Origin of the sequence: Serratia sp. (in: enterobacteria) (assembly GCF_052400455.1) — a bacterium.
GTDB lineage: Bacteria > Pseudomonadota > Gammaproteobacteria > Enterobacterales > Enterobacteriaceae > Serratia > Serratia ureilytica.
Map to the genome: position 1 here is coordinate 85,320 of NZ_CP185812.1, position 25,035 is coordinate 110,354.

The 25,035-nt window shown below is 60.5% G+C and carries 20 protein-coding genes, 1 tRNA gene and 1 other RNA gene; 18 read left to right on the forward strand and 4 right to left on the reverse strand.

What is annotated here, in order from left to right:
* Nucleotides 1–116: 116 nt before the first annotated feature.
* On the forward strand, nucleotides 117–1,487 hold the full coding sequence (locus ACORQT_RS00395; protein ID WP_439080372.1) for a carbohydrate porin: 1,371 nt from the start codon (nucleotides 117–119) through the stop codon (nucleotides 1,485–1,487).
* Here ACORQT_RS00395 and ACORQT_RS00400 read toward each other — a convergent pair whose 3' ends face one another.
* Nucleotides 1,488–2,087: an HD domain-containing protein gene (locus ACORQT_RS00400; protein ID WP_033652280.1), complete on the reverse strand. Its 600-nt coding sequence runs from the start codon at nucleotides 2,085–2,087 to the stop codon at nucleotides 1,488–1,490.
* A gap of 97 nt (nucleotides 2,088–2,184) precedes the next feature.
* Here ACORQT_RS00400 and ACORQT_RS00405 point away from each other — a divergent pair, with 97 nt between their 5' ends.
* From ACORQT_RS00405 to dppF, 14 genes are all read left to right on the forward strand, one after another.
* Nucleotides 2,185–2,649, forward strand: coding sequence for a MarR family winged helix-turn-helix transcriptional regulator (locus ACORQT_RS00405; protein WP_033652279.1), 465 nt, complete (start codon nucleotides 2,185–2,187; stop codon nucleotides 2,647–2,649).
* 160 nt (nucleotides 2,650–2,809) lie between these two features.
* The gene (locus ACORQT_RS00410; protein ID WP_147881000.1) at nucleotides 2,810–3,235 is read left to right on the forward strand and encodes an organic hydroperoxide resistance protein; all 426 of its coding nucleotides are present in this window, start codon (nucleotides 2,810–2,812) and stop codon (nucleotides 3,233–3,235) included.
* A gap of 226 nt (nucleotides 3,236–3,461) precedes the next feature.
* Nucleotides 3,462–5,156, forward strand: a complete 1,695-nt coding sequence (gene eptB / locus ACORQT_RS00415) for a kdo(2)-lipid A phosphoethanolamine 7''-transferase (RefSeq protein ID WP_164057690.1) — start codon at nucleotides 3,462–3,464, stop codon at nucleotides 5,154–5,156.
* Between the two features lie 119 nt (nucleotides 5,157–5,275).
* Entirely contained in the window at nucleotides 5,276–5,866 is a 591-nt protein-coding gene (uhpA, locus tag ACORQT_RS00420; RefSeq protein ID WP_047573183.1) for a transcriptional regulator UhpA, read from the forward strand.
* Nucleotides 5,863–7,407, forward strand: a complete 1,545-nt coding sequence (gene uhpB / locus ACORQT_RS00425) for a signal transduction histidine-protein kinase/phosphatase UhpB (RefSeq protein ID WP_033652277.1) — start codon at nucleotides 5,863–5,865, stop codon at nucleotides 7,405–7,407. Before uhpA ends, uhpB begins: the two co-directional genes overlap by 4 nt.
* 95 nt (nucleotides 7,408–7,502) lie before the next feature.
* On the forward strand, nucleotides 7,503–8,834 hold the full coding sequence (locus tag ACORQT_RS00430; protein WP_033645063.1) for an MFS transporter: 1,332 nt from the start codon (nucleotides 7,503–7,505) through the stop codon (nucleotides 8,832–8,834).
* A 120-nt stretch (nucleotides 8,835–8,954) separates the two neighbouring features.
* A tRNA-Pro gene (locus ACORQT_RS00435) sits at nucleotides 8,955–9,031 on the forward strand.
* Between the two features lie 37 nt (nucleotides 9,032–9,068).
* Nucleotides 9,069–9,197, forward strand: a non-coding RNA gene (locus ACORQT_RS00440) — RtT sRNA.
* 426 nt (nucleotides 9,198–9,623) lie between these two features.
* Entirely contained in the window at nucleotides 9,624–11,315 is a 1,692-nt protein-coding gene (locus ACORQT_RS00445) for a glycosyl hydrolase family 18 protein (RefSeq protein WP_033645062.1), read from the forward strand.
* A 601-nt stretch (nucleotides 11,316–11,916) separates the two neighbouring features.
* Nucleotides 11,917–13,524 carry a dipeptide ABC transporter periplasmic-binding protein DppA gene (gene dppA / locus ACORQT_RS00450; RefSeq protein ID WP_042783430.1) on the forward strand — a complete coding sequence of 536 codons (1,608 nt, stop codon included), beginning with the start codon at nucleotides 11,917–11,919 and terminating at the stop codon, nucleotides 13,522–13,524.
* Nucleotides 13,525–13,692: 168 nt separating this feature from the next.
* Nucleotides 13,693–14,712, forward strand: a complete 1,020-nt coding sequence (dppB, locus tag ACORQT_RS00455) for a dipeptide ABC transporter permease DppB (protein ID WP_033645060.1) — start codon at nucleotides 13,693–13,695, stop codon at nucleotides 14,710–14,712.
* Nucleotides 14,713–14,723: 11 nt separating this feature from the next.
* A complete protein-coding gene (gene dppC / locus ACORQT_RS00460; protein ID WP_033645059.1) occupies nucleotides 14,724–15,626 on the forward strand; it encodes a dipeptide ABC transporter permease DppC in 903 nt (300 codons plus the stop codon).
* A 15-nt stretch (nucleotides 15,627–15,641) separates the two neighbouring features.
* Complete coding sequence (gene dppD, locus ACORQT_RS00465; RefSeq protein ID WP_033645058.1) at nucleotides 15,642–16,622, forward strand: dipeptide ABC transporter ATP-binding protein; 981 nt, start codon at nucleotides 15,642–15,644, stop codon at nucleotides 16,620–16,622.
* Nucleotides 16,619–17,608 carry a dipeptide ABC transporter ATP-binding subunit DppF gene (dppF, locus tag ACORQT_RS00470; RefSeq protein WP_015376237.1) on the forward strand — a complete coding sequence of 330 codons (990 nt, stop codon included), beginning with the start codon at nucleotides 16,619–16,621 and terminating at the stop codon, nucleotides 17,606–17,608. The genes dppD and dppF overlap by 4 nt, the downstream gene beginning before the upstream one ends.
* A 287-nt stretch (nucleotides 17,609–17,895) precedes the next feature.
* Here dppF and bcsG read toward each other — a convergent pair whose 3' ends face one another.
* Genes bcsG through bcsE form a run of 3 tightly spaced genes read right to left on the reverse strand, consistent with a single transcriptional unit; the run spans nucleotide 17,896 to nucleotide 21,309 of the window.
* On the reverse strand, nucleotides 17,896–19,551 hold the full coding sequence (gene bcsG / locus ACORQT_RS00475; protein WP_042783432.1) for a cellulose biosynthesis protein BcsG: 1,656 nt from the start codon (nucleotides 19,549–19,551) through the stop codon (nucleotides 17,896–17,898).
* Complete coding sequence (gene bcsF / locus ACORQT_RS00480) at nucleotides 19,548–19,754, reverse strand: cellulose biosynthesis protein BcsF (RefSeq protein ID WP_033645228.1); 207 nt, start codon at nucleotides 19,752–19,754, stop codon at nucleotides 19,548–19,550. Before bcsF ends, bcsG begins: the two co-directional genes overlap by 4 nt.
* Nucleotides 19,741–21,309, reverse strand: coding sequence for a cellulose biosynthesis protein BcsE (bcsE, locus tag ACORQT_RS00485; RefSeq protein ID WP_164057866.1), 1,569 nt, complete (start codon nucleotides 21,307–21,309; stop codon nucleotides 19,741–19,743). The genes bcsF and bcsE overlap by 14 nt, the downstream gene beginning before the upstream one ends.
* Before the next feature lie 189 nt (nucleotides 21,310–21,498).
* On the opposite strand from bcsE, the gene bcsR reads away from it, so the two are divergent.
* The 3 genes from bcsR to bcsA are packed head-to-tail and all read left to right on the forward strand — an operon-like array spanning nucleotide 21,499 to nucleotide 25,034.
* Nucleotides 21,499–21,690 carry a cellulose biosynthesis protein BcsR gene (gene bcsR / locus ACORQT_RS00490; RefSeq protein WP_164057867.1) on the forward strand — a complete coding sequence of 64 codons (192 nt, stop codon included), beginning with the start codon at nucleotides 21,499–21,501 and terminating at the stop codon, nucleotides 21,688–21,690.
* A gap of 3 nt (nucleotides 21,691–21,693) precedes the next feature.
* A complete protein-coding gene (gene bcsQ, locus ACORQT_RS00495; RefSeq protein ID WP_164057868.1) occupies nucleotides 21,694–22,434 on the forward strand; it encodes a cellulose biosynthesis protein BcsQ in 741 nt (246 codons plus the stop codon).
* Entirely contained in the window at nucleotides 22,431–25,034 is a 2,604-nt protein-coding gene (gene bcsA / locus ACORQT_RS00500; RefSeq protein WP_164057869.1) for a UDP-forming cellulose synthase catalytic subunit, read from the forward strand. Before bcsQ ends, bcsA begins: the two co-directional genes overlap by 4 nt.
* The last annotated feature ends 1 nt before the right edge of the window (nucleotide 25,035 follow it).

Genomic DNA, 25,035 nt, shown 5'->3' on the forward strand with positions numbered 1-25,035 from the left:
TAACCTTATTCGCTGCTGTTCATGATGGGAAATTCTCTCCCAGGGAATGCTGTTGCCCGCAGTCAGCCGTTATGCGGAGAAATATAATAATGATGAAAAGCTTATTACCTCGTTCCATGACCCTGGCGGCGCTGGCGCTGCTCTGTAGCCAGGCGCAGGCGGAAACGCTGCAAACCGGCAAGGACGTTGAAGCTCCCGCCGCCAAATGGGAAGGGGTGGCGCTCGGCTTTGAACCGCCGCAGCCTGGGCTGTTGGGGGATATGCTGGGGATCAGGCCGATCCTGGAGGATCACGGTTTCCACTATAATCTCGGCTACCTCAGCCAGCTGTCGTATAACGCCGGCGGCGGTTACAACCACGATAAACAGGCGTCGTACATCGACCAATTTTCGCTGACCTTCAGCCAGGATCTGCAGGCGCTGACCGGCATTCCGGACGCGGCGATCGAAGGCAATATCGTCAACCGCAACCATGACAACAACCTGACCCGCGATCGGCTGCAGGACCCGCGCGTCGGCCTGACCGATCTGTCGCAGGAGAGCTTTGGCGGGCAGTCGATCACCCGGCTGGGCTGGTTGACCTTCAGCCGTTCCTTCCTCGACAGCCGGCTGCAATGGCGTATCGGCATGATGAACAAGGTGCAGGATTTCGATCAGATCATCCCCTGCGATTTTCAGACGCTGACGCTGTGCGGCGGCAAGTCCGCTAATTCGTTGACCTGGTACAACTGGAACGTGCATTACTGGGGCACCACGCTGCAATACAAGCTGACCGACGGCCTGACGCTCAAGGGCGGCGTGATGGAGCAGAACCCGAGCGCCCCCAGCCGCAGCCACGCCTGGAGTTGGTCCACCAAGGGCAGCAAAGGCTTCCTGTTGCCGATGGAGCTGGAGCTGAAAACCCACGCCGTCAACCAGCTGCCGGGGGTGTATAACCTGGGCGTGCTGTTCACCAATGCGCGTCAGCGCGATCTTTATGAAGGGGTGTCCGGCGGGCCGGGCGCCAGCGATCCGCAGGGCTATCGCAGCCACGATCGCACCTGGTTCCTGTATACCGGTTTCAACCAGCAGGTGACGCGCCATGCGGATGACGTCAACCGTGGCCTGAGCGTGTTCTACAGCCTGGGGCTGGGGGATCAGCGCAGCAACTACCTGCACTGGTCCACTTCGACCGGCATCCGCTATCGCGGGCTGTTCGATGCGCGGCCGGACGACTGGCTGGGGCTGGGCGTTTCGGTGGTGAAACTGAGCGACCGCTATAAAGACAATCAGCGTTACCTCAACGAGATGAGCGGCATCAGCGATTATCACGATCCGAACTACCGGCCGGTGCCGGGCCACTCGGTGACGGCGGAGCTGTACTACCGCGTTAACGTCACGCCGTGGCTGCAGCTGCAGCCGGGCTTGCAATACTGGCATCATCCGGCGGGCGTCAGCGAGACGCAGGACGCCTGGGTGACGGCGTTGAAAACGGTGGTGACCTTCTGATCAGGCCGCGTCGTTCTCGCGGTAGCGCCGGCGGGCGTGCTCAAACCAGCTGGCCGGCACGTTGTGCGGCGGCTGCTGTAATCTGAGCAGCCCCTGTTCGACGATATGGCTGGCCTGGCGCCACAGCGTCGGGTCGCCTTCGGTCAGCACTTCCAGCAGGCGCTGTTTCTCGATCAGATAGGTTTGGGCGAAGTGGCTGTCGTAGTCCAGCAGCGAGCGGGTGTTGTCGATCAGATCCGCCAGTTTGATGGTTTTGGCCTGCGGCGATGCGCCGGCGCTGTGGCGCCGATCGCGGTTTTTACGCTCGAAGCGGTTGCCGTCCTCGGCGTGGCTGACGTTGGTTAACATCCGCACCAGCTCCGCTACCTGCGGCCCAAAGTGGCTTTCGATATCGCCGAGGGTGGTGGGCGTGTCTTCCACCGTGTCATGCAGCCAGGCGGCCGCCAGCATCTCTTCGGTGTGCGGCACGCTGCGCACCAGCTCCATGACCGCCTGCGGGTGGACGATGTACGGATCGTTGGTGTATTTGCGGCGCTGATCGATGGCCGCATGCGCCTTGGTGGCGTAGCGGCGCGCGCGTTCTGCAAGCGTATTCGTCATTTCCTTTCCCTCCAGGCATCCTCTGCATGAAAAAAATGTAGCATACCTCACAAGAAATAGCTTGCGATTACATCGTGCGCTATCTATATTCACTCACATGAAAAGCACCGATACCGAACAACCCAACGCGAAGAACCTGCTGCTGCTCGATCAGCAGCTCTGTTTCGCGCTGTACTCCGCCAACCTGGCGCTGCACAAAGTCTACCGCAAGCTGTTGAATCAGCTCGAGCTCACCTACCCGCAGTATCTGGTGATGATGGTGCTGTGGGAACGCGATCGGGTGACGGTATCGGATATCGGCGAGCGGCTGTTCCTCGATTCCGCCACGCTGACGCCGCTGCTGAAACGGCTGGAAACTGCCGGTTTGCTGGTGCGCTATCGCGCCACTACCGACGAGCGCCAGGTGATCATCGCGCTCACCGACGCCGGCCGCGCGCTGCGTGAACGGGCGCAGTCGGTGCCCGAGGCGGTGATGTGCGCCACCGACTGCAGCCTGGACGAGATCGTCTCGCTCAAACAGCAGCTGGAAAAGCTGCGCGGCAGCCTGATCGATCAGATTTGACCCACCGACGCCGGACGCAAGAACGGCAGGGGTGGTCTACACTGGTTAATAAGCGTCAAAAATAAGTAGTGCGCGATTTAATTGTAAAAGATATATATGTGACCGGCTACCCCTCGCGGGGGCTGTTGTCATCTCGCCAACCAGCAAGAAGGAATGAACGATGTCTATTGAGAAAGTGGTTTACCGCGCTCACGCCACCGCAACCGGCGGCCGCGACGGCCGTGCGACCTCCTCCGACGGCGTGTTGGACGTGAAACTGGGCGTACCGAAAGAGATGGGCGGCGTCGGCGGCGAAGTCACCAACCCCGAGCAGCTGTTCGCCGCCGGTTACTCGGCCTGTTTCCTCGGCGCGTTGAAGTTTGTCGCGGCGAAAGAAAAGGTCAAAATCCCGGCCGAAGCGAAGATCGACGGTACCGTCGGCATCGGTGAAATCCCGAACGGCTTCGGCATCGAAGTGCAGTTGGATATTTCGCTGCCGGGCATCGAGCGCAGCGTGGCGGAAGATCTGGTGAAAAAGGCGCACGTGGTGTGCCCGTATTCCAACGCCACCCGCGGCAATATCGACGTTACGCTGAACGTTAAGTAAGTTTTTTGCCGACACCATGGAAAAAATGGAGGGTTTATCCCTCCATTTTCTTTGATATCCCGTCTGAAAAGTGCTCAAAAAAGCGGTAAATTTTGCCCGTTTTGTGAGAATTCTCTTGATTATTACTCGCAAAATAACGCTTATTGCCGGTTGGCTGAACCAGAAGCCGCAATCAGTGTCTGACTGAGTCAGAACCGCTACACCGTCCCCGGAGCCACCGCGTTACATGAACAAAGTTAAATCGCTATCACAGCAGAATTTATCGTTATTGTTAGCGATCTATATCGGCATCTTTCTAAACCTGTCCGTTTTTTATCGCCGTTTTGATTCGCTGGCGCACGGCATTCAGGGAATTAAGCTTATTTCGGCGGTGACGGAAGTCATCGCTATCGTCCTGTTCACGTTCTTCATCATGCGGCTGGTGTCGCTCGGCGGCCGGCTGTTTTATCGTATCGTCGCCTCGCTGCTGGTGCTGATTTCGGTTGCCGCCAGCTACTACATGACGTTTTTCAACGTGGTGATCGGCTACGGCATCGTGGTGTCGGTGATGACCACCGATATCGATCTGTCGAAAGAGGTGGTCGGCCTGCATTTCGTGCTGTGGATGGTGGCGCTCAGCGCCTTGCCGCTGCTGCTGATCTGGAAAAACAGCCTGCGCTTCACCCTGATCGAACAGCTGAAAACCCCCGGTCACCGCATCAAACCGCTGCTGGTGTTGTTGGCGGTAGTAGCGTTGGTCTGGCTGCCTCTGCGCATGCTGGACGACGAGCAAAGCGTGCAGGAGAAGCTCGCCAACGTCGATCTGCCGAGCTACGGCGGCGTGGTGGCGCACTCGTACCTGCCGTCTAACTGGCTGTCAGCGCTGGGGCTGTTCGCCTATACCCGCTATGACGAAAGTCAGGATCAGAGCACGCTGTTCGATCCGGGCAAACACTTTACCTATGTGCCGCCGGCGGACATCGACGATACCTACGTGGTGTTCATCATCGGCGAGACCACGCGCTGGGATCACATGGGCATGCTGGGCTACGAGCGCGATACTACGCCGCGCCTGTCGAAAGAGAAGAATCTGGTGGCGTTCCGCGGCGAGTCTTGCGACACCGCCACCAAGCTGTCGCTGCGCTGCATGTTCGTGCGCGAAGGCGGTACCGAGGACAACCCGCAGCGCACGCTGAAAGAGCAAAACGTGTTCGCGGTGATGAAGGAACTGGGCTTCTCTTCCGAGCTGTTCGCCATGCAGAGTGAGGTGTGGTTCTACAACAACACCGAGGTGAACAACTATTCGTTCCGCGAGATGATCGCGTCCGAGAAGCGCAACGACGGCAAGGCGGTCGACGATATGCTGCTGGTGGATGAAATGAAGGAGTCGCTGGCGCGTTATCCGAAGGGCAAACACCTGGTGATCCTGCATACCAAAGGCTCGCACTACCTGTACTCGCAGCGTTATCCGCGCAGCTATGCGCGCTATCAGCCGGAGTGCATGGGGGTGGATGACTCCTGCACCAAGGCGCAGCTGATCAACGCCTTCGACAATACGGTGCTGTATACCGACAGCTTTATCAGTAATGTGATCGACCAGGTGCGGGACAAGAAGGCCATCGTGTTCTATGCCGCCGATCACGGCGAGTCGATCGGCGAGAATACGCACCTGCACGGCACGCCGCGCGAAATGGCGCCGCCGGAACAATTCCGCGTGCCGATGATGGTGTGGGCGTCGGACAAGTTCCTCGAGAACCCGCAGCACCTCAGCGCCTTTGAGCAACTGCAGGCGCAGCAGCGCATCGGCAGAACGCATCGCCACGTCGAGCTGTTCGACACCATCCTCGGTTGCCTCGGCTACACCTCGCCGAACGGCGGCATCGTGGATAAAAACAACTGGTGCCATCTCCCGCAGAATAAAACGGCGCCTGACAGCCTGTAATCCCTCCCGCCGGGTGCCTTGCGCACCCGGTAATTTCCGCCAATACATTCTCTTCATCAATTATTCCGGTGTGTGCATACGGTATACTTGCGCACTTCCCCTTCTAACCGGAGATTTCCATGACCCTGCGCGTGGCGTTTATCGACGATCATGACATTGTGCGTTCGGGCTTTGTGCAGCTGCTGTCGCTGGAGGCCGATATTCAGGTGGTGGGCGAGTTCAGCAGCGCGGCGCAGGCGCGTGCCGGCCTGCCGGGGCTGGAGGCGGAAATCTGCATTTGCGACATTTCGATGCCCGACGGCAGCGGGTTGGATCTGCTGGCGGACATTCCCTCCGGCATCCGCGTGGTGATGCTGTCGATGCACGATAATCCGGCGCTGGTGGAAATGGCGCTGGAACGCGGCGCCAGCGGCTTTCTCTCCAAGCGCTGCAAGCCGGAAGATCTGATCACCGCCGTGCGCACCGTCGCCGGCGGCGGCGTCTATCTGATGCCGGAAATCGCCCAGCAGCTGGCGCGGGTGAGGGTCGATCCGTTGACCCGCCGCGAGCGCGAGATCGCGCTATTGCTGGCGCAGGGCCAGGAGGTGCGCGAGATCGCCGCCGCGCTGGGGCTGTCGCCGAAGACGGTGCATGTGCATCGCGCCAACCTGTTCGCCAAGCTGGGCATCACCAATAACGTCGAGCTGGCCAGACGGATGCTGAACCTGTGACGCAGCGTCTGATCACCCAGCTGGCGCTGTTCTTCATCTATGCCGCCAGCGCATTTTGCCTGTGGGGCATCGGCACCGCGCTGATCGACCCGCCCTGGCAGGCGCTGTTGCTGTTCCCGTTCGGCCTGCGCATGGGCATTTTGCTGCAGAGCCCGTACCGTTTCTGGCCGGGGATCCTGCTGGCCGACCTGCTGCTGATGGCGCTGCTGGCGGACCAGTACGGCTACGGCCCGGCGCTGTGGGCGTCGGTGGCGGTGCTGGTGCTGACGGTGCTGCTCAGCCTGCTGGCCTCGCCGTGGCTGTTGCGCCATCAGCAGAGCGACAGCGAATGGCGCTGGCCGCTGTTGCAGGGCGCGGTGGTGGCCGCCGCCGCTTTGCTGCAGGCGCTTGTGTGGCAGCTGGTGAGCGGCGAAGGCGCCCGCGCGCTGCTGCTCGGCCTGACCGGCGGTTTCACCATCGCGCCGACTTGCCTGCTGTTGTGGCACTATCTGGCGCGCCAAATCTGGGTGCCGCTGGAGCCGGGGCTGATCCACAAGCCGGTGGAGCTGCGCCTGGGCCACCTGGCCAGTTATCTGCTGCTGTTTGCATTCAGCATCTGGCTGCAGCAGCAGGTTAACGCCGCCGAGCTGCGCCGCTTTGCGCCTTTCTGCCTGGCGATCCCGATCGTGTTCATGTCTTACCGCTATGGCTGGCAGGGCGCGCTGTTGGCGACGCTGCTCAACGGCGTGGCGTTGATGGTCAACGAGCCGCCGCAGCCCGAGTCGCACCGCGACTTGCTGTTGTCACTGCTGGCCCAAAGCCTGACCGGGCTGCTGCTGGGCGCCGGTATTCAGCGCCAGCGCGAACTGAATCAGCAGCTGCGGCTGCGGCTGGCGGAGAACCGGCAGCTGGCCCGGGCGCTGGTGACGGCGGAGGAACAAACCCGGCGCGAGGTGGCGCGCGAGCTGCACGATGAAGTGGGGCAGACCATCACCGTGATCCGCACACAGGCCAGCATCGTCAAGCGCCTGGCGCCGGAGCCGGCGGTGATCGGCTGCGCCGACACCATCGATGCGTTAGCGCTGCGGGTCTACGATGGGGTGCACGATGTGCTGACCCAGCTGTGGCCGGCGGCGCTGAACAACCTGCCGCTGTCGGCGGCGGTGGCGGCGATGCTGCGGGAGTCGCTGCCGCAGGACGCCTCGCTGGTGAGCAGCATGCAGTGGCAGGTGCCGGACGAACTGCTGGATGAAACGCTGAAAATCACGCTGTACCGGGTGTGTCAGGAAGGGGTGACCAATGTGTGCCGCCACGCCGGCGCCAGCCGCCTGGAATTGGACGCGCGTCTGCAGCCGCGCAAAGGCGCCGCGCCGCAGATTGCCCTGACCATCCGCGATAACGGTGTGGGCTTCGATGCGGACCACCATCAGCCGGGGTACGGCCTGCGCGGCATGCAGGAGCGCATCAGCGCTCTCGGCGGCAGCCTGCGGCTCACCTCTGAGCGGGGCGCCTGTTTGAGTGTGATCTTGCCCACAGTTTCACCGGCGCAAGCGCAAAACTAGGAAAAACTCCTAACCGCGTCGGGAATCCGGCGTAAGCCTCCCGCGCGCGCGGGGAGCATCATAGCGGCACTTTATTCAATCCTCTGAGGTTCCACATGTGGTCTTTCCTTAAAAGCCGCCCGGATGCGCCGCAGGTCACCGATCAACGGCAGATCGACGCCAGCTACAAATACTGGCGCATCCAGCTGATGTGCACCATGTACATCGGCTACGCCGCGTTTTACTTCACGCGCAAAAGCTTCAACTTCATCATGCCGGCGATGCTGAGCGATCTGGGCCTGACGATGTCCGACGTCGGCATCCTCGGCACGCTGTTCTACATCACCTACGGCTGCTCGAAATTCATTTCCGGCATGATCAGCGATCGTTCCAACCCGCGTTACTTTATGGGGCTGGGCCTGATCATGACCGGGGTGCTGAATATCTTCTTCGGCCTCAGTTCTTCGCTGCTGATGCTCGGCACGCTGTGGATCCTCAATGCCTTCTTCCAGGGCTGGGGCTGGCCGCCGTGCTCCAAAATCCTCACCAGCTGGTATTCGCGCTCCGAGCGCGGCAGCTGGTGGGCGATTTGGAACACTTCGCACAACGTCGGCGGCGCGCTGATCCCGCTGCTGGTGGGCTTTATCTCGCTGCACTTCAGCTGGCGTTACGGCATGATCATCCCCGGCATCATCGGCGTGGTGCTCGGCCTGCTGATGTGCTGGCGCCTGCGCGACAAGCCCTCCACCCTGGGGCTGCCGAGCGTCGGCAAATGGCGTAACGACGCCATGGAGCTGGTGCAGGAATCGGAAGGCCAGGGGCTGAGCAACCGCGAGATCATCAAGCGCTACGTGCTGACCAACAAGTACATCTGGCTGCTGGCGGTCTCTTACGTGCTGGTGTACATCGTGCGCACCGCGATCAACGACTGGGGCAACCTCTACCTGACGCAGGAAAAGGGCTATTCGCTGATGACCGCCAACTCGGCCATTTCGCTGTTTGAAGTGGGCGGCTTTATCGGTTCGCTGGTGGCCGGTTGGGGTTCCGACAAGCTGTTCCGCGGCAACCGTGGCCCGATGAACCTGATCTTCGCCATCGGCATCTTCCTGTCGGTGGCGGCGCTGTGGCTGATGCCGGGCGTCACCTACCTGCTGCAGGCCTGCTGCTTCTTCGCCATCGGCTTCTTCATCTTCGGCCCGCAGATGCTGATCGGCATGGCGGCGGCGGAGTGCTCGCATAAAGATGCGGCGGGCGCGGCGACCGGTTTCGTCGGCCTGTTCGCCTACCTGGGCGCGGCGCTGTCCGGCTACCCGATCGCGCGGGTGATGGAAATCTGGCACTGGAACGGTTTCTTCGTGGTGATTTCCATCGCCGCCTGCCTGTCGGCGCTGTTCCTGCTGCCGTTCCTGCGTGCGCAGACGCCGGTGCTGAAAACCGCCAAAGCCTGAGTAAAATGCGCTGCGCAACCCCCGGCGCAGCGCATTATGGCGCTTTTATCACCACTTGAAATGCAGGGGAAAAAAAGTGATTGACGCCTATAACCGCCAGCAGTAAGATGCGCCCCGCATCGGCGAGTAGCGCAGCCTGGTAGCGCAACTGGTTTGGGACCAGTGGGTCGGGGGTTCAAATCCTCTCTCGCCGACCACCATTCGAAAAACCTGCTTTTTTAAAGCAGGTTTTTTTTCGTCTGCGCTTTATGAGGATGAGCACCTCCGCAGGAGGTTCGAGCCTCGCGAAGCGAGACAACGTTGCTTTAGCAACGGCCCGCAGGGCGCGCATCAACGATGCGCGTAATCCTCTCTCGCCGACCACCATTCGAAAAACCTGCTTTTAAAGCAGGTTTTTTTTCGCCTGCGGTTTATGAGGATGAGCACCTCCTGCGATACGACCGGCTTCGCTTTATGGCACGTGTCAATCCGCCATCCTCGTGAAATATATTTATCCTTTACGCTTAATTAATTCAAACTCCTTATTTCAGTTAGGTTCTTTTTCTCATATTTAAATAAATTCACGCTTGCTGAATAAAACCCAGTTGATAGCGCTCTTGTTTTCACGCCTTTTTTATTTATAGTCTGAATGTACGCGGCGGGAATGATTTTTTTCCGTTACGTGAAAAAACGCTGTTTTTATTTGTTGACTTTAATCTTCGTGGATTATTGCGGAATTTTTTCGCTTCGGCAATGCGTAGCGACGATTAACTCTTTTATGTTTATCCTCTCGGAATAAAGGAATCAGTTATGCGCAAATTTAATAAACCGCTGTTGGCGCTGTTGATCGGCAGCACGCTGTGTTCCGCGGCGCAGGCCGCCGCGCCGGGCAAGCCGACCATCGCCTGGGGCAACACCAAGTTCGCCATCGTTGAAGTTGACCAGGCGGCTACCGCTTATAATAATTTGGTGAAGGTAAAAAATGCCGCCGATGTTTCCGTCTCCTGGAATTTATGGAATGGCGACGCGGGCACGACGGCCAAGATTTTATTAAATGGCAAAGAGGCGTGGAGCGGCCCTTCAACCGGTTCTTCCGGTACGGCGAATTTTAAAGTCAATAAAGGCGGCCGTTATCAAATGCAGGTGGCATTGTGCAATGCCGACGGCTGCACCGCCAGCGACGCCACTGAAATTGTGGTGGCCGACACCGACGGCAGCCATTTGGCGCCGTTGAAAGAGCCGCTGCTGGAAAAGAACAAACCGTATAAACAGAATTCCGGCAAAGTCGTCGGTTCTTATTTCGTCGAGTGGGGCGTTTACGGGCGCAATTTCACCGTCGATAAGATCCCGGCGCAAAACCTGACCCACCTGCTGTACGGCTTTATCCCGATCTGCGGCGGCAACGGCATCAACGACAGCCTGAAAGAGATTGAAGGCAGCTTCCAGGCGCTGCAGCGCTCCTGCCAGGGCCGCGAGGATTTCAAAGTCTCCATCCACGATCCGTTCGCCGCGCTGCAAAAAGCGCAGAAGGGCGTCACCGCCTGGGATGACCCCTACAAGGGCAACTTTGGCCAGCTGATGGCGCTGAAGCAGGCGCGTCCCGATCTGAAAATCCTGCCGTCGATCGGCGGCTGGACGCTGTCCGACCCGTTCTTCTTCATGGGCGACAAGGTGAAGCGCGATCGCTTCGTCGGCTCGGTGAAAGAGTTCCTGCAGACCTGGAAGTTCTTCGACGGCGTGGATATCGACTGGGAATTCCCGGGCGGCAAAGGCGCCAACCCGAATCTGGGCAGCCCTCAGGACGGGGAAACTTATGTGCTGCTGATGAAAGAACTGCGGGCGATGCTGGATCAGCTGTCGGCGGAAACCGGCCGCAAGTATGAGCTGACCTCCGCCATCAGCGCCGGCAAGGACAAGATCGACAAGGTGGCATACAACGTCGCGCAGAACTCGATGGATCACATCTTCCTGATGAGCTACGACTTCTACGGCGCCTTCGATCTGAAAAACCTGGGGCATCAGACCGCGCTGAATGCACCGGCCTGGAAACCGGACACCGCCTACACCACGGTGAACGGCGTCAATGCGCTGCTGGCGCAGGGCGTCAAGCCGGGCAAGATCGTCGTCGGCACCGCCATGTATGGCCGCGGTTGGACCGGGGTGAACGGCTACCAGAACAACATTCCGTTCACCGGCACCGCCACCGGGCCGGTCAAAGGCACCTGGGAGAACGGCATCGTGGACTACCGCCAGATCGCCAGCCAGTTCATGAGCGGCGAGTGGCAGTACACCTACGACGCCACGGCGGAAGCGCCTTACGTGTTCAAACCTTCCACCGGCGATCTGATCACCTTTGACGATGCCCGCTCGGTGCAGGCCAAAGGCAAGTACGTGTTGGATAAGCAGCTGGGCGGCCTGTTCTCCTGGGAGATCGACGCGGACAACGGCGATATTCTCAACAGCATGAACGCCAGCCTGGGCAACAGCGCCGGCGTTCAATAATCGGTTGCAGTGCGTTGCCGGGGGATATCCTTTCGCCCCCGGCTTTTTCACCGCCGAAAGTTTTTTTACGCCGCACAGATTGTGGGCCTGCCCGGCGAAAAATGCGCTCATCGGACTCACCCTTTTGGGTAATCCTTCAGCATTTCCTTCTGTCTTTAACGGCGATCACAAAAATAACCGTTCAGATATTCATCGTTCAGCAACAAAGTTTTGGGGTTTTTTAGCGGAGTTTAAAACCAGTAAATTTATCAGGGTCAGACCAATGCGCTAAAAATGACCGCTTAGCATAAATTTTCATGCTGGAACTGTTAACAAAAGGTTTTTTTTATGTTTGTTTGCTGTTTCTCACAGTCTGCGTAAATCCCCACTGGTTATATTGACGACACCCCAAACAGTTGGCAACTTGATAGCCTCAGGGGTAAGAGCGAGAGTTGTTTGAGTGAATTCCACGCGCTCAGACGTCCCCGTCGCGATGCGTTCCATCCGGCATTCTCTCATCGTACGCCTTCTGCCTTCGGGCGCTGACCGCACAGGCCACGCAATAAAAAATACAGGTCTGGCGGCAATTACACACATCACATCACACAATGGAGCACTAACGATGACACGTTCCTTGGGTAAATCGGGGGTTCTGAAATTCGGCATTGGGCTGATCGCGCTGACCGTGGCGGCCAGCGTACAGGCCAAGACGTTGGTTTACTGTTCTGAAGGTTCCCCGGAAGGGTTCAACCCGCAGCTGTTCACCTCCGGCACCACCTACGACGCCAGTTCGGTACCGATCTACAACCGCCTGGTCGAATTCAAAGTCGGCACCACCGAACTGCAGCCGGGCCTGGCTGAGAAGTGGGACGTCAGCGAAGACGGCAAAACCTATACCTTCCACCTGCGCAAAGGCGTGAAGTGGCAGAGCAGCAAAGATTTCAAACCGACGCGCGACTTCAACGCCGACGACGTGGTGTTCTCCTTCGAACGCCAGTTGGATGCCAATAACGCCTACCACAAAGTGTCCGGCGGCAGTTACGAATACTTTGAAGGCATGGACATGCCGAAGCTGATCGCCAAGATCGAAAAAGTAGACGACAACACCGTGCGTTTCGTGCTGAACCGCCCGGAGGCGCCGTTCCTGGCTGACCTGGGCATGGACTTCGCGTCCATCCTGTCAGCCGAATACGCTGACGTCATGATGAAAGCCGGTACGCCGGAAAAAGTCGACCTGAACCCGATCGGCACCGGCCCGTTCCAGCTGCTGCAATACCAGAAAGACTCCAAAATCCTGTACAAGGCGTTCGACGGTTTCTGGGGCACCAAGCCGAAGATCGATCGCCTGGTGTTCTCCATCACGCCTGACGCTTCCGTGCGTTACGCCAAGCTGCAGAAAAACGAATGCCAGGTGATGCCGTTCCCGAACCCGGCCGATATCGCCCGCATGAAGCAGGACAAATCCATCAACCTGATGGAGCAGCCGGGGCTGAACGTGGGTTACCTGTCGTTCAACACCGAGAAAAAACCGCTGGATAACGTGAAGGTGCGTCAGGCGTTGACCATGGCGGTCAACAAGCAGGCGATCATCGACGCGGTTTATCAGGGCGCGGGCCAGGCGGCCAAGAACCTGATCCCGCCGACCATGTGGGGCTATAACGACGCGGTGCAGGATTACGCTTACGATCCGGCCAAGGCGAAAGAACTGCTGAAAGAAGCGGGCATGGCCGATGGTTTCAGCATCGACCTGTGGGCGATGCCGGTACAGCGTCCTTACAACCCGAACGCGCGCCGCATGGCGGAAATGATCCAGGCCGACTGGGCCAAGATCGGCGTGAAAGCCAAAATCGTGACCTATGAGTGGGGTGAATACCTCAAGCGCGCCAAAGCGGGCGAGCACCAGACGGTGATGATGGGCTGGACCGGCGACAACGGGGATCCGGACAACTTCTTCGCCACGCTGTTCAGCTGCGCGGCGGCGAAAGACGGCTCCAACTACTCCCGCTGGTGCTACAAGCCGTTTGAAGATCTGATTCAACCGGCGCGCGCCGAGTCCAACCACGACAAACGCATCGAACTGTACAAGCAGGCGCAGGTGGTGATGCACGATCAGGCTCCGGCGCTGATCGTCGCGCACTCCACCGTGTATGAGCCTGTGCGTAAGGAAGTGAAGGGCTACGTCGTGGATCCGCTCGGCAAGCATCACTTCGAGAATGTCTCTGTAGACTGATTCCGACCTAAACCGGAGATGCACGAATGGATTTGCAGGGGCGCAACAGGTTTGCGCCTCTGCTGACCAGTCTCCGGCGTATGGCCGTTGGATCGTTCAAAGGCATGTGAGCGTTAATAAGCCTGGCGGACGATGAGCTGCCGGGCATTGATACAGAGAGTTCGGGATATGTTGCAGTTCATACTCCGACGTTTGGGGTTAGTTATCCCAACGTTTATCGGCATTACATTGCTGACTTTTGCATTCGTCCATATGATCCCCGGCGACCCGGTGACCATCATGGCCGGGGAACGCGGTATCTCCGCCGAGCGCCACGCGCAGCTGATGGCGGAAATGGGGCTGGACAAGCCGCTCTATCAACAATACTTCTCCTATGTGTCCAACGTGCTGCACGGCGATCTGGGCACCTCACTCAAAAGCCGCATCTCCGTCTGGAGCGAGTTCGTTCCGCGCTTTCAGGCCACGCTGGAGCTGGGCCTGTGCGCGATGATCTTCGCGGTGCTGGTGGGCATCCCGGTCGGGGTGCTGGCGGCGGTCAAACGCGGCTCGGTCTTCGACCATACCGCGGTGGGCATCTCGCTGACCGGCTATTCGATGCCGATTTTCTGGTGGGGCATGATGCTGATCATGCTGGTGTCGGTGCAGCTTAACCTGACGCCGGTGTCGGGGCGCATCAGCGACACGGTATTCCTCGACGACAGCCACCCGCTGACCGGCTTCATGCTGATAGACACCCTGATCTGGGGCGAACCGGGCGACTTTATCGATGCGGTGATGCACATGATCCTGCCGGCCATCGTGCTGGGCACCATCCCGCTGGCGGTGATCGTGCGCATGACCCGCTCCTCGATGCTGGAGGTGTTGGGCGAAGACTATATCCGCACCGCGCGCGCCAAGGGCGTGAGCCGCATGCGGGTGATCGTCGTTCACGCGCTGCGCAACGCGCTGCTGCCGGTGGTGACGGTGATCGGGCTGCAGGTCGGCACCATGCTGGCCGGCGCCATTCTGACCGAAACCATCTTCTCCTGGCCGGGTCTGGGCCGCTGGCTGATCGATGCGCTGCAGCGCCGTGATTACCCGGTAGTGCAGGGCGGGGTGTTGCTGGTCGCCTGTATGATCATTCTGGTTAACCTGCTGGTAGACGTGCTCTACGGCGTGGTCAACCCGCGTATTCGCCACAAGAAATAAGGGGCGCTCTCATGTCTCAAATCACTGAGTCTGCAGTTAAAGGTGCGCCGAAGCCGATGACCCCGTTTCAGGAGTTCTGGCACTATTTCAAGCGCAATAAAGGGGCCGTGGTCGGCCTGGTGTATATCGTTTTGATGCTGGTGATCGCGCTCGGCGCCGGGGTGCTGGCGCCGCATGCGCCGGCGGACCAGTTCCGCGACGCGCTGCTCAAGCCGCCGGTGTGGCAGGAGGGCGGCAGTTGGCAATACATCCTGGGCACCGACGACGTGGGCCGCGATGTGCTGTCGCGCCTGATGTACGGCGCGCGCCTGTCGCTGCTGGTCGGTTGTCTGGTGGTGGTGCTGTCGCTGGTCATGGGCGTGGTGTTCGGCCTGCTGGCCGGCTACTTCGGCGGCGCGGTGGACGCGGTGATCATGCGCGTCGTCGACATCATGCTGGCCCTGCCGAGCCTGCTGCTGGCGCTGGTGCTGGTGGCGGTATTCGGACCGTCGATCGTCAACGCCTCGCTGGCGCTCACCTTCGTCGCCTTGCCGCACTATGTGCGTCTGACGCGCGCGGCGGTGCTGGCGGAGGTGAACCGCGATTACGTCACCGCTTCGCGGGTGGCGGGCGCCGGCGCGCTGCGTCAGATGTTCGTCAATATTCTGCCTAACTGCCTGGCGCCCTTGATCGTTCAGGCTTCTCTCGGTTTCTCGAACGCCATTCTCGACATGGCCGCTCTCGGCTTTCTGGGCATGGGCGCGCAACCGCCGACGCCGGAGTGGGGCACCATGCTCTCCGACGTGTTGCAGTTCGCGCAAAGCGCCTGGTGGGTAGTGACCTTCCCCGGCCTGGCGATCCTGCTGACGGTGCTGGCATTCAACCTGATGGGGGACGGTTTGCGTGACGCTCTCGACCCCAAACTCAAGCAGTAACAGAGGACGAGAGAGATGGCGTTATTGAATGTAGACAAGCTTTCGGTGCACTTCGGTGACGAAGGCACCCCGTTCCGCGCGGTAGACCGCATCAGTTACAGCGTGGATCAAGGTCAGGTGGTCGGCATCGTCGGTGAATCCGGCTCCGGCAAATCCGTCAGTTCGCTGGCGATCATGGGCCTGATCGATTTTCCCGGCAAAGTGATGGCCGACAAGCTGGAGTTCAACGGCCAGGACTTGCGCAAGATCTCCGAAAAAGAGCGCCGCCAGCTGGTGGGCTCCGAAGTGGCGATGATCTTCCAGGATCCGATGACCAGCCTGAACCCGTGCTACACCGTCGGTTATCAGATTATGGAGGCGCTGAAGGTGCATCAGGGCGGCAACCGCCGCACCCGCCGCCAGCGCGCTATCGACCTGCTGACGCAGGTGGGGATTCCCGATCCGGCCTCGCGGCTGGACGTGTACCCGCATCAGCTTTCCGGCGGCATGAGTCAGCGCGTGATGATCGCCATGGCTATCGCCTGTCGGCCGAAGCTGCTGATCGCCGATGAGCCGACGACCGCGCTCGACGTGACCATCCAGGCGCAGATCATCGAACTGCTGCTGGATCTGCAGCAGCGCGAGAACATGGCGCTGTTGCTGATCACCCACGATTTGGCGCTGGTGGCGGAAGCGGCACATCACATCATCGTGATGTACGCCGGCCAGGTGGTGGAATCCGGCAAAGCGGCGGAGATTTTCCGCGCGCCGCGCCACCCGTACACCCAGGCGCTGCTGCGCGCGCTGCCGGAGTTCGCCGCCGACAAGGCGCGGCTGGCTTCGCTGCCGGGCGTGGTGCCGGGCAAATACGATCGCCCGACCGGCTGCCTGCTCAATCCGCGTTGTCCGTACGCCAACGAGCGCTGCCGTAACGAGGAGCCGGAACTGCGCAGCATTCCCGGCCGTCAGGTTAAATGTCACACACCGCTGGATGATGCGGGGAGGCCGACCGTATGAGCCAGAATCAACCTTTACTGCAGGCGATCGACCTGAAAAAGCATTACCCGGTGAAAAAGGGCCTGTTCGCGCCGGAGCGGCTGGTCAAGGCGCTGGACGGCGTGTCGTTCACTCTGGAGCGCGGTAAAACGCTGGCGGTAGTCGGTGAGTCGGGCTGCGGCAAATCCACGCTCGGCCGCCTGCTGACGATGATCGAAGTGCCGACCGGCGGCGAGCTGTACTACCAGGGACAGGATCTGCTGAAGCCGGACGTTTCCGCCGAGAAATTGCGGCGCCAGAAGATCCAAATCGTGTTCCAGAATCCTTACGGATCGCTCAACCCGCGCAAGAAGGTCGGGCAGATCCTCGAGGAGCCGCTGTTGATCAACACCTCGCTCAGCGCCGCCGAACGGCGGGAAAAAGCGCTGGAGATGATGGCGAAGGTCGGCCTGAAGACCGAGCATTACGATCGCTATCCGCACATGTTCTCCGGCGGCCAGCGTCAGCGTATCGCCATCGCCCGCGGGCTGATGCTGAATCCGGACGTGGTGATCGCCGATGAGCCGGTGTCGGCGTTGGACGTGTCGGTGCGCGCGCAGGTGCTGAACCTGATGATGGATCTGCAGCAGGAGCTGGGGCTGTCCTACGTGTTCATCTCGCACGATCTGTCGGTGGTGGAACACATCGCCGATGAAGTGATGGTGATGTACCTGGGCCGCTGCGTGGAAAAGGGCAGCAAAGAGGCGATCTTCAACAACCCGCGCCATCCGTACACCCAGGCGCTGCTCTCGGCGACGCCGCGGTTGAACCCGGATATGCGCCGCGAGCGCATCAAGCTGACCGGCGAACTGCCCAGCCCGATGAACCCGCCGCCGGGCTGCGCATTCAATGCCCGCTGCCGCCGCGCCTTCGGCACCTGCGTACAGCTGCAGCCGCAGCTGAAGCAGTACGGTGAGCAGATGGTGGCCTGTTTTGCGGTCGATCAGGACGAACATCCGGGGGCGTAAAGCGTCGGATTTCACCGCATAAACCCACGCCGGCTTAACGCCGGCGTTTTTTATTATTTAATCAATCAGTTAATCGAATCGCTTTTCGGGGCGTTATTGAATGCTTAACGAAAATCTGACGAATGCTTATTTTTATAGGAATTTTCGCAATGAATTAATAAGCGAATAAAAAATTTAACGGGAGGTGAGTAATAATATTTTTGCCAGACGGTTAACTTCGCCTTTTGTCGGACTTGCTCAATAAAAAAAGCACGCCGTCGGCGTGCTTTGGGTCGATAAGGCCGCGCTTATTGCGGATAAGGCACCCAATCGCCGCCGTTCAGGCGAATGTAAGGTTTCCCCTGATATTGCATCACGATGGCGTTGTCGTTTTCGGAGATGACCGGCGTCTGCGGCAGCCCTTGCGTCAGCGCCTGCCAGTCGACGCTGGACTCGCTGAAGACTTTGCCGTCCACCAGACGTGATACCAGCCCCGACAGCGCCAGATAGCTGCTCGGCGTTTTGATCTGCAGCGGGCTGCCCTGATGCGGCGCCTTCATGCCGATCAGTTTGATGCCGACCGGCGTATGGGTGATGTTCGGGCTGGGGATATCGCGCAGGCCGGACATTTGCATCTTGTCACCCACCAACGCCGCGCCGTGCTCCGGCACGATCACCACCACCACTTTGCGGCCGGATTTTTCCAGCTGATCGAGGAAGGTGTTCAGCTGATCGAACAGCTTCTGCGCGCGCGGCTGATAGTCGGCGCTCTTGTTAGAGCCGACGAAGCGGTTGCCGTCGTGCAGCGGAATGACGTTGAAGAAGGTGGCGGTGCGGGCGTCTCCGGCTTTTTGCTGCTGATCCAACCAGCGGGTCAGCAATTCCAGATCGTTATAAATCGGCTCACCGTCGAACGACGTCAGCTCGTTGCCGACGCCGGCCTGCGACATCAGCGGCGCCTGCATATCCCCCTGTTCACGCAGCTCTTTCAGGAAGTTGCCGAACACCCCGGAGTGATCGAGCATCAGCTGTTCCTTGAAGCCGAGCTTCGCCAGGTTGTCGAACAGGTAACACTGCTGGTTCACCGGCTGGTACAGATCGTGATGCGAAAGCTGGCCGCAGCTGGCGCGCAGCAACCGTATGGCCGCCGGGCCGCTGTAGGCGGTGGCCGAGTTGAAGCTGTCGAACATGATATCCATCTTCGACCACAGCGGATGATTCTGCAGGTTGACCGCCTCCATATCGGCCCAGGCCAGCGAGCAGATGTTGATCACCAACAGATCGAACGGTTGGGCGTCGGCGGGCAAAGTGGCCGGGAACGCGGTGGCGCGGCCTTTTTCCCGCTCGTAGAACTGGTTCAGATAGGCCGTCAGGTTGGCGCTGGTCGGCGGCAGGCTGTCTGCCGGCGCATTATCTCCTGCCGTCGGCGCGGCCGTGGCCGGCGTGCCGGCGCCGCCGGCGGCAGCCGTGGAACTGGCGGGCAGCAGTGAGACCGCCGGCCCGGCGATGTTGACGATATTGAGCCACACCAGCGCGGCCACGGTGAACACCGTAACGCGCACCCACTGGGCGACGAACAGGTAAGCGATAAGCAACACGAAGGCGGCGCCGACCATCTGCCAGTTGATAAAGCGGCTGACCAGCTCCAGCAGGTACTGGGCGCTGAAGCCGGCCAGCTGAGAGCCCTGGCTGAGAATGCTGTTGATGCCCGGCAGCCAGGTATCGTGGTAGAACAACGCGATGCCGATCGGGATGGCGAGGTAATGGCGCCAGCGGTGCAGCCGCGGCGAGGGGATCGGCATCAGCAGATAGGCCATGAACACCAGGTTCGGCAGCGCGTGGAAATTCAGGTAGCCGAACCACAGCAGGGCGAATTTCGCCAGAAAGTAGAGGTTCCAGCCACCCAGCCCGCGCCAGTAGCGCCACAGAGCGTTATCGGATTGCGTATTTGAGTTTGGATTCATGGCTGCTTCTTATGACGTTTAATCTGGGAGGATGAGCCTGTGCGCACCCATAAACCGGCGGATTTCAAATAGCGCGGCGATAACAACAGGTTTTGCCAGTATTGACGCAAATGCGGAAAACGCCGGTGAAAGGCGTAGCCCAGCGGAATGAAGACCAGCGCGCACAGCAAGATCAGTTGCAGGATGTCGTTAAGGTTCAGCATGCTTTTCCTCCTGCGGGCCAAGCGGCAGCGTGAAAGCGATCGGCTGGCGGCGTTCTGCGGGCTCTGCGGCCGTCACCACGGGGGGCGGCGGCGCGACGCCCGCGGCGCCGGTGGCGGTAAGCTGCCAGCGCCCCTGAGCCATGCGTTTGATTTCCGAAATGATATCGACATCCTGGTGCCACACCACCCGGTTGCTGAAGGCTTCATCCACCGGCAGGCGGAAGATGAACTTCAGCGCGGTGTTCAGATCGTTGATGCGGCAGGTGGAGAGGAACAGCACCAGGCGCCCCTGCACCACGGTCATCACGTCGCCGAAACGCCGCAGGTGGCACAGGGTCATCGCCTGTTCGGCGCGCAGGCCGGTGGCCGGGCGCAACGCCACCATCACGCCTTTGCCGTCCTCGGGCAGCAAGGTGTTGGCCATCAGCGAAAGCACCGCCTGGCTAAACGGTTCCGGCCGCATGTAGCCTTTCAGCTGCAGCGGACGCAGCCCGGCCAGCAGTGCATCGATGTCGGCGGGCACGTGACGTGAGAAACGCTGCCCCTGAATGCCCTCAAGCATGGTCAGAAAACGTGACAGCGGCGCGACGTGCGGCACGATCAGGTTGGCGCCGCAGGCCAGCAGCAGCCGTTCGTCGCTGTAACGCAGGCTGGCGCTCATTTCGCGCACCGCGATTTTCATCCCGTTGCCGCGGCTGCGGCGCAGGGTGTGGATCTGGTGCGCCAGGTGATCGATTTGGTCGCTTTGGTACAGGGCGAAAATCAAGGTCGCCGAGAGTCTCAGCATGCCGTGCTGCGCCAGCTCGTCGTTGCTCTCCAGCAGTTGCCAGTTGGCGGACAGCGGCGGCGCGCCTTCCAGAATGCTGCGTTCGGCCAGATACAGGCCTTCGTCGCTGCGCAAGGCGGTGGGGGAGGGTTGGCTATTTTCATCCTCGCCCTGCCAGCCGCCCTCCGCGGCGTACAGCGTCAGCAGCTGATTGGCGTTGATGCCGTTCTCGGTGCTCCACCAGTTCACCAGGTATTGCGCGCTGTCCTGCTGCCATTGCAGGCTGGACAGGCCGTTCAGAATGCGGTGCTGCGCGCTGAGCTGGCCCTTGAGCTTATTGATACCGCCGCCGTGGCTGAGGATCAGCAACGTGCATTCCTGACGCCGCAGCCAGGCGGCGAGCGCGCGCGTCCACTCGCGCAGCTCTTCGGTGGTGAAGGTTTGCCACAGGCTGGCATGGGCCAGCAGGATCAGTAAGCGGTTTTGCGGCCGCAGGGCGCGCATCAAATCGTCGCTCAACTGCGCCAGCGCGGCTTTTTTCTCCGGTAGTTGATACAGCGGCAGCTTCTGCAATGCGGGCGCAGCCAGCTCGGCCAATAGGCGATCGGGCTTGTCGCCGCTGCAGATCAGGGCGACTTTGTGGGTGGCCGGTTGGGCGGCGATGGCCTGACGACACAGCAACGCGGCATCGCTTTGCCGATCGATATTCACCCAATAAAGGCCGGGGGCCTGCATCACCGACAGCTCTTCCCAAATCTGCCGAATGCCTAGAGAAAAAGAGTGCGCCATAGGATGTGTTCTACTTTCGTTGAAAGCCGACTAAAGGCGTTTATATTTAAAGATAGCCATTTTTACGCTGGCAATAACAAATCTCCGATGCTCTTCAATAATATTTGTTGAGAATCATCTTATTGCCTGTCTCTTTTTGTATCGTTGCTATAGTTAATTAACATAGCCTATTTTCGCCAAGGCGGAAGAATGAATAACGCACCCAGCCATTTTCGTGCAGCGGCGCCGGAGGAGAGCCAGGATGACCTGCAGGCGCTCAGCCAGGCTTTTTCATTGCCGAAATTAAGCTATGTCGATATTTCACGGCAGGAGCGGTTAACGCAAATGATGACGCGTTGGCCGCTGCTGGCCGAATTGGCGCAGACCACGGGGAGCCACTGATCTATGCCGGTGATCGCGCTGCAAGGGTTGCGGGGTGGAATGGGGACGACGTCGGTCACGGCGGCGCTCGCTTGGGCGTTGCAGCAGTTGGGCGAATCGGTGCTGGCGATCGATTTCACGCCGGATAATCTGCTGCGTCTGCATTTCAACACGCCGTTCGAGCTGACGCGCGGCTGGGCCCGCGCAGAACAGGACGGCGGCGGCTGGCGGGAAGGCGCGCTGCGCTATTGCGAAAACCTCGACTTTTTACCGTTTGGCCGCCTGAATGCGGCGGAACGGCTGGAAGTGCAACGTCAATGTCAGCAGCGGCCCGAGCGCTGGCGCGACAATGTGCGCCAACTGATCGCCGGCGAGCCGCAGCGCTGGATCCTGCTGGATGTTCCGGTCGGGGACGGCGCGCTGGCGCAACAGGCGCTGCAGCTTGCCGACAGCGTGTTCGTGCTGTTGAATCCCGACGCCAACTGTCAGGTTCGGCTCCATCAGCAGACGCTGCCGAACGATTGTCGTTTCCTGGTCAATCACTACTCCTCCGCCAGCCAGCTGCAGCAGGATCTGCATCAGCTGTGGCTGCAAACCCTGGGCGGCCTGCTGCCGGTGGTGATCCATCGCGATGAAGCGTTGGCGGAAGCGATGGCGGTCAAGCAGCCGTTGGGCGAGTACCGCCCCGAGAGCCTGGCGGCGGATGAAGTGCTGACGCTGGCCAACTGGTGTCTGATCAATCTTAAACCGGGCGTTGCGCCATGAGTCGGGTGCTGAGCCTGCTGCTGGTGCCGCCGGTGCGTCAGGCGGTGCAGGCGCGCTATCGCGGCTATCGCCGCAGCGGGGCGTCGGCGCTGACCGCCTTTTTCACTACGCTGTTGGCGGCGCTGGGGTGGATGCTGTTGCGTTTGGAGTCACCGGCCTGGCGGCGCGTGCGCGCCGGCCGCGCTTACTGGTTCCCGCATCTGTCCGCCGAACGTCCCCGCCCGGCGGATGCGCTGCGCTATTTGCTGCAGGGGGCGTGGCTACTGCTGTTCCGCAGCGGCCGCGCGCCGGTGCAGCGCGATTATTTCGCCGGTTGGCGGCGGCTGCAGCAGCGCTATGCCGATTGGCTGCAGGGCTTGCCGCAGCGGCTGAAAAACGCCGGCGTGGAACAGCGCTCGGTAGAGCGACTCGGCCGCATGAACCGCGGATTGCGGCGCGCGCTGTTCATTCTGGTCGGCGTGCTGGCGGCGATCCTCGCCATGCTGTGCATCTCGCAACCGTTCGATCTGTCGGCGCAGTTCGTGTTCGTTCTGCTGCTGTGGGGGATCGCGATGGTGGTGCGCCGGGTGCCGGGGCGCTTGCCTGCGTTGATGCTGATCGTGCTGTCGTTGACCGTCTCCTGCCGTTACCTGTGGTGGCGCTATACCGCCACGCTGAACTGGGACGATCCGCTCAGCCTGGTCTGCGGCCTGCTGTTGCTGGTGGCGGAAACCTACGCCTGGGTGGTGTTGGTGCTGGGTTATTTCCAGACTATCTGGCCGCTTAACCGCCAGCCGGTGCCGTTGCCCGAAGACAGTGCGACCTGGCCGACCATCGATCTGATGGTGCCGACCTACAACGAAGACCTCGGGGTGGTGAAGCCCACCATCTATGCGGCGCTGGGCATCGACTGGCCGAAAGAGAAAGTGAACATCTATATCCTTGATGACGGCAATCGCCCCGAGTTCCGGGCGTTCGCCGCCGAGGTGGGAGTGAAGTACATCGCCAGGCCGACTCACGAACACGCCAAGGCCGGCAACATCAACAACGCGCTGAAGCAGGCCACCGGCGAGTTCGTGGCGATTTTCGACTGCGACCACGTCCCGACGCGCTCCTTCCTGCAGCTGACCATGGGGTGGTTCTTCAAAGACAAAAAGTTGGCGATGCTGCAGACCCCGCACCACTTCTTCTCGCCGGATCCCTTCGAGCGCAACCTTGGCCGCTTCCGTCAGACGCCCAACGAGGGCACTTTGTTCTACGGGCTGGTGCAGGACGGCAACGACATGTGGGACGCCACCTTCTTCTGCGGCTCTTGCGCCATCCTGCGCCGCAGCGCGCTGGACGAAATCGGCGGCATCGCGGTGGAAACCGTCACCGAAGACGCCCATACCTCGCTGCGTTTGCACCGGCGCGGGCATACCTCGGCCTATATCCGCATTCCGCAGGCCGCCGGGCTGGCGACCGAAAGCCTGTCGGCGCACATCGGCCAGCGCATTCGCTGGGCGCGCGGCATGGTGCAGATCTTCCGGCTCGACAACCCGTTGCTGGGCAAGGGGCTGAAACTGGCGCAGCGCCTGTGCTACGCCAACGCCATGCTGCACTTCCTGTCGGGCATCCCGCGGCTGATCTTTCTCACCGCGCCGCTGGCGTTTTTGCTGTTGCATGCCTACATCATCTTCGCGCCGGCGCTGGCGATCGCGCTTTACGTGCTGCCGCACATGATCCACGCCAGCCTGACTAACTCGCGCATCCAGGGGAAATACCGCCATTCGTTCTGGAGCGAAATCTATGAAACGGTGTTGGCCTGGTATATCGCGCGGCCGACGACGGTGGCGCTGTTCAATCCGCACAAGGGCAAATTCAACGTGACCGCCAAGGGCGGGCTGGTGGAGGAGGAGCACGTCGACTGGGTGATCACCCGGCCTTACATGTTCCTGGTGGTTCTTAACCTCGCCGGGCTGGCGTTCGGCGCTTGGCGGCTGGCCTATGGCCCGACGGACGAGGTGATGACGGTGATCATCAGCCTGGTGTGGGTGCTGTACAACATGACCATTCTCGGCGGCGCGGTGGCGGTGGCGGTGGAGGCCAAACAGGTGCGTCAGGCGCACCGCGTGGAGATCGCCATGCCGGCGGCGATCGCGCGTGCCGACGGCCATCTCTACCCCTGCACGCTGCGCGATTACTCCGATGGCGGCGTGGGCATCGAGATGCGGGTGGCGGACACGTTGAAAGAGGGCGACAAGGCCTCGCTGCTGCTCAAACGCGGCCAGCAGGAGTACAGCTTCCCCTGCGTGGTGACGCGCGCCTTCGGCAACAAGGTGGGGGTGCGTCTGGTCAGTCTTTCCACCCGCGAACACATCGATTTTATTCAGTGCACCTTCGCCCGCGCCGATACCTGGGCGCTGTGGCAGGACGGGTTCCCTGAAGACCGGCCGATCGAAAGCCTGCGCGACGTGCTGGCGCTGGGCTTCCGCGGCTATGTGCGCATGGCGGACTACGCGCCGCCGCTGGTGCGCGGTCTGCTGGTCGGGGTCACGTCGCTGACCGCGTGGGTAGTGTCGTTTATTCCGCGCGGCGTCGGCAGGGATCCGACCTTGGGTCAACAAGAAACCGTGGGTTAGC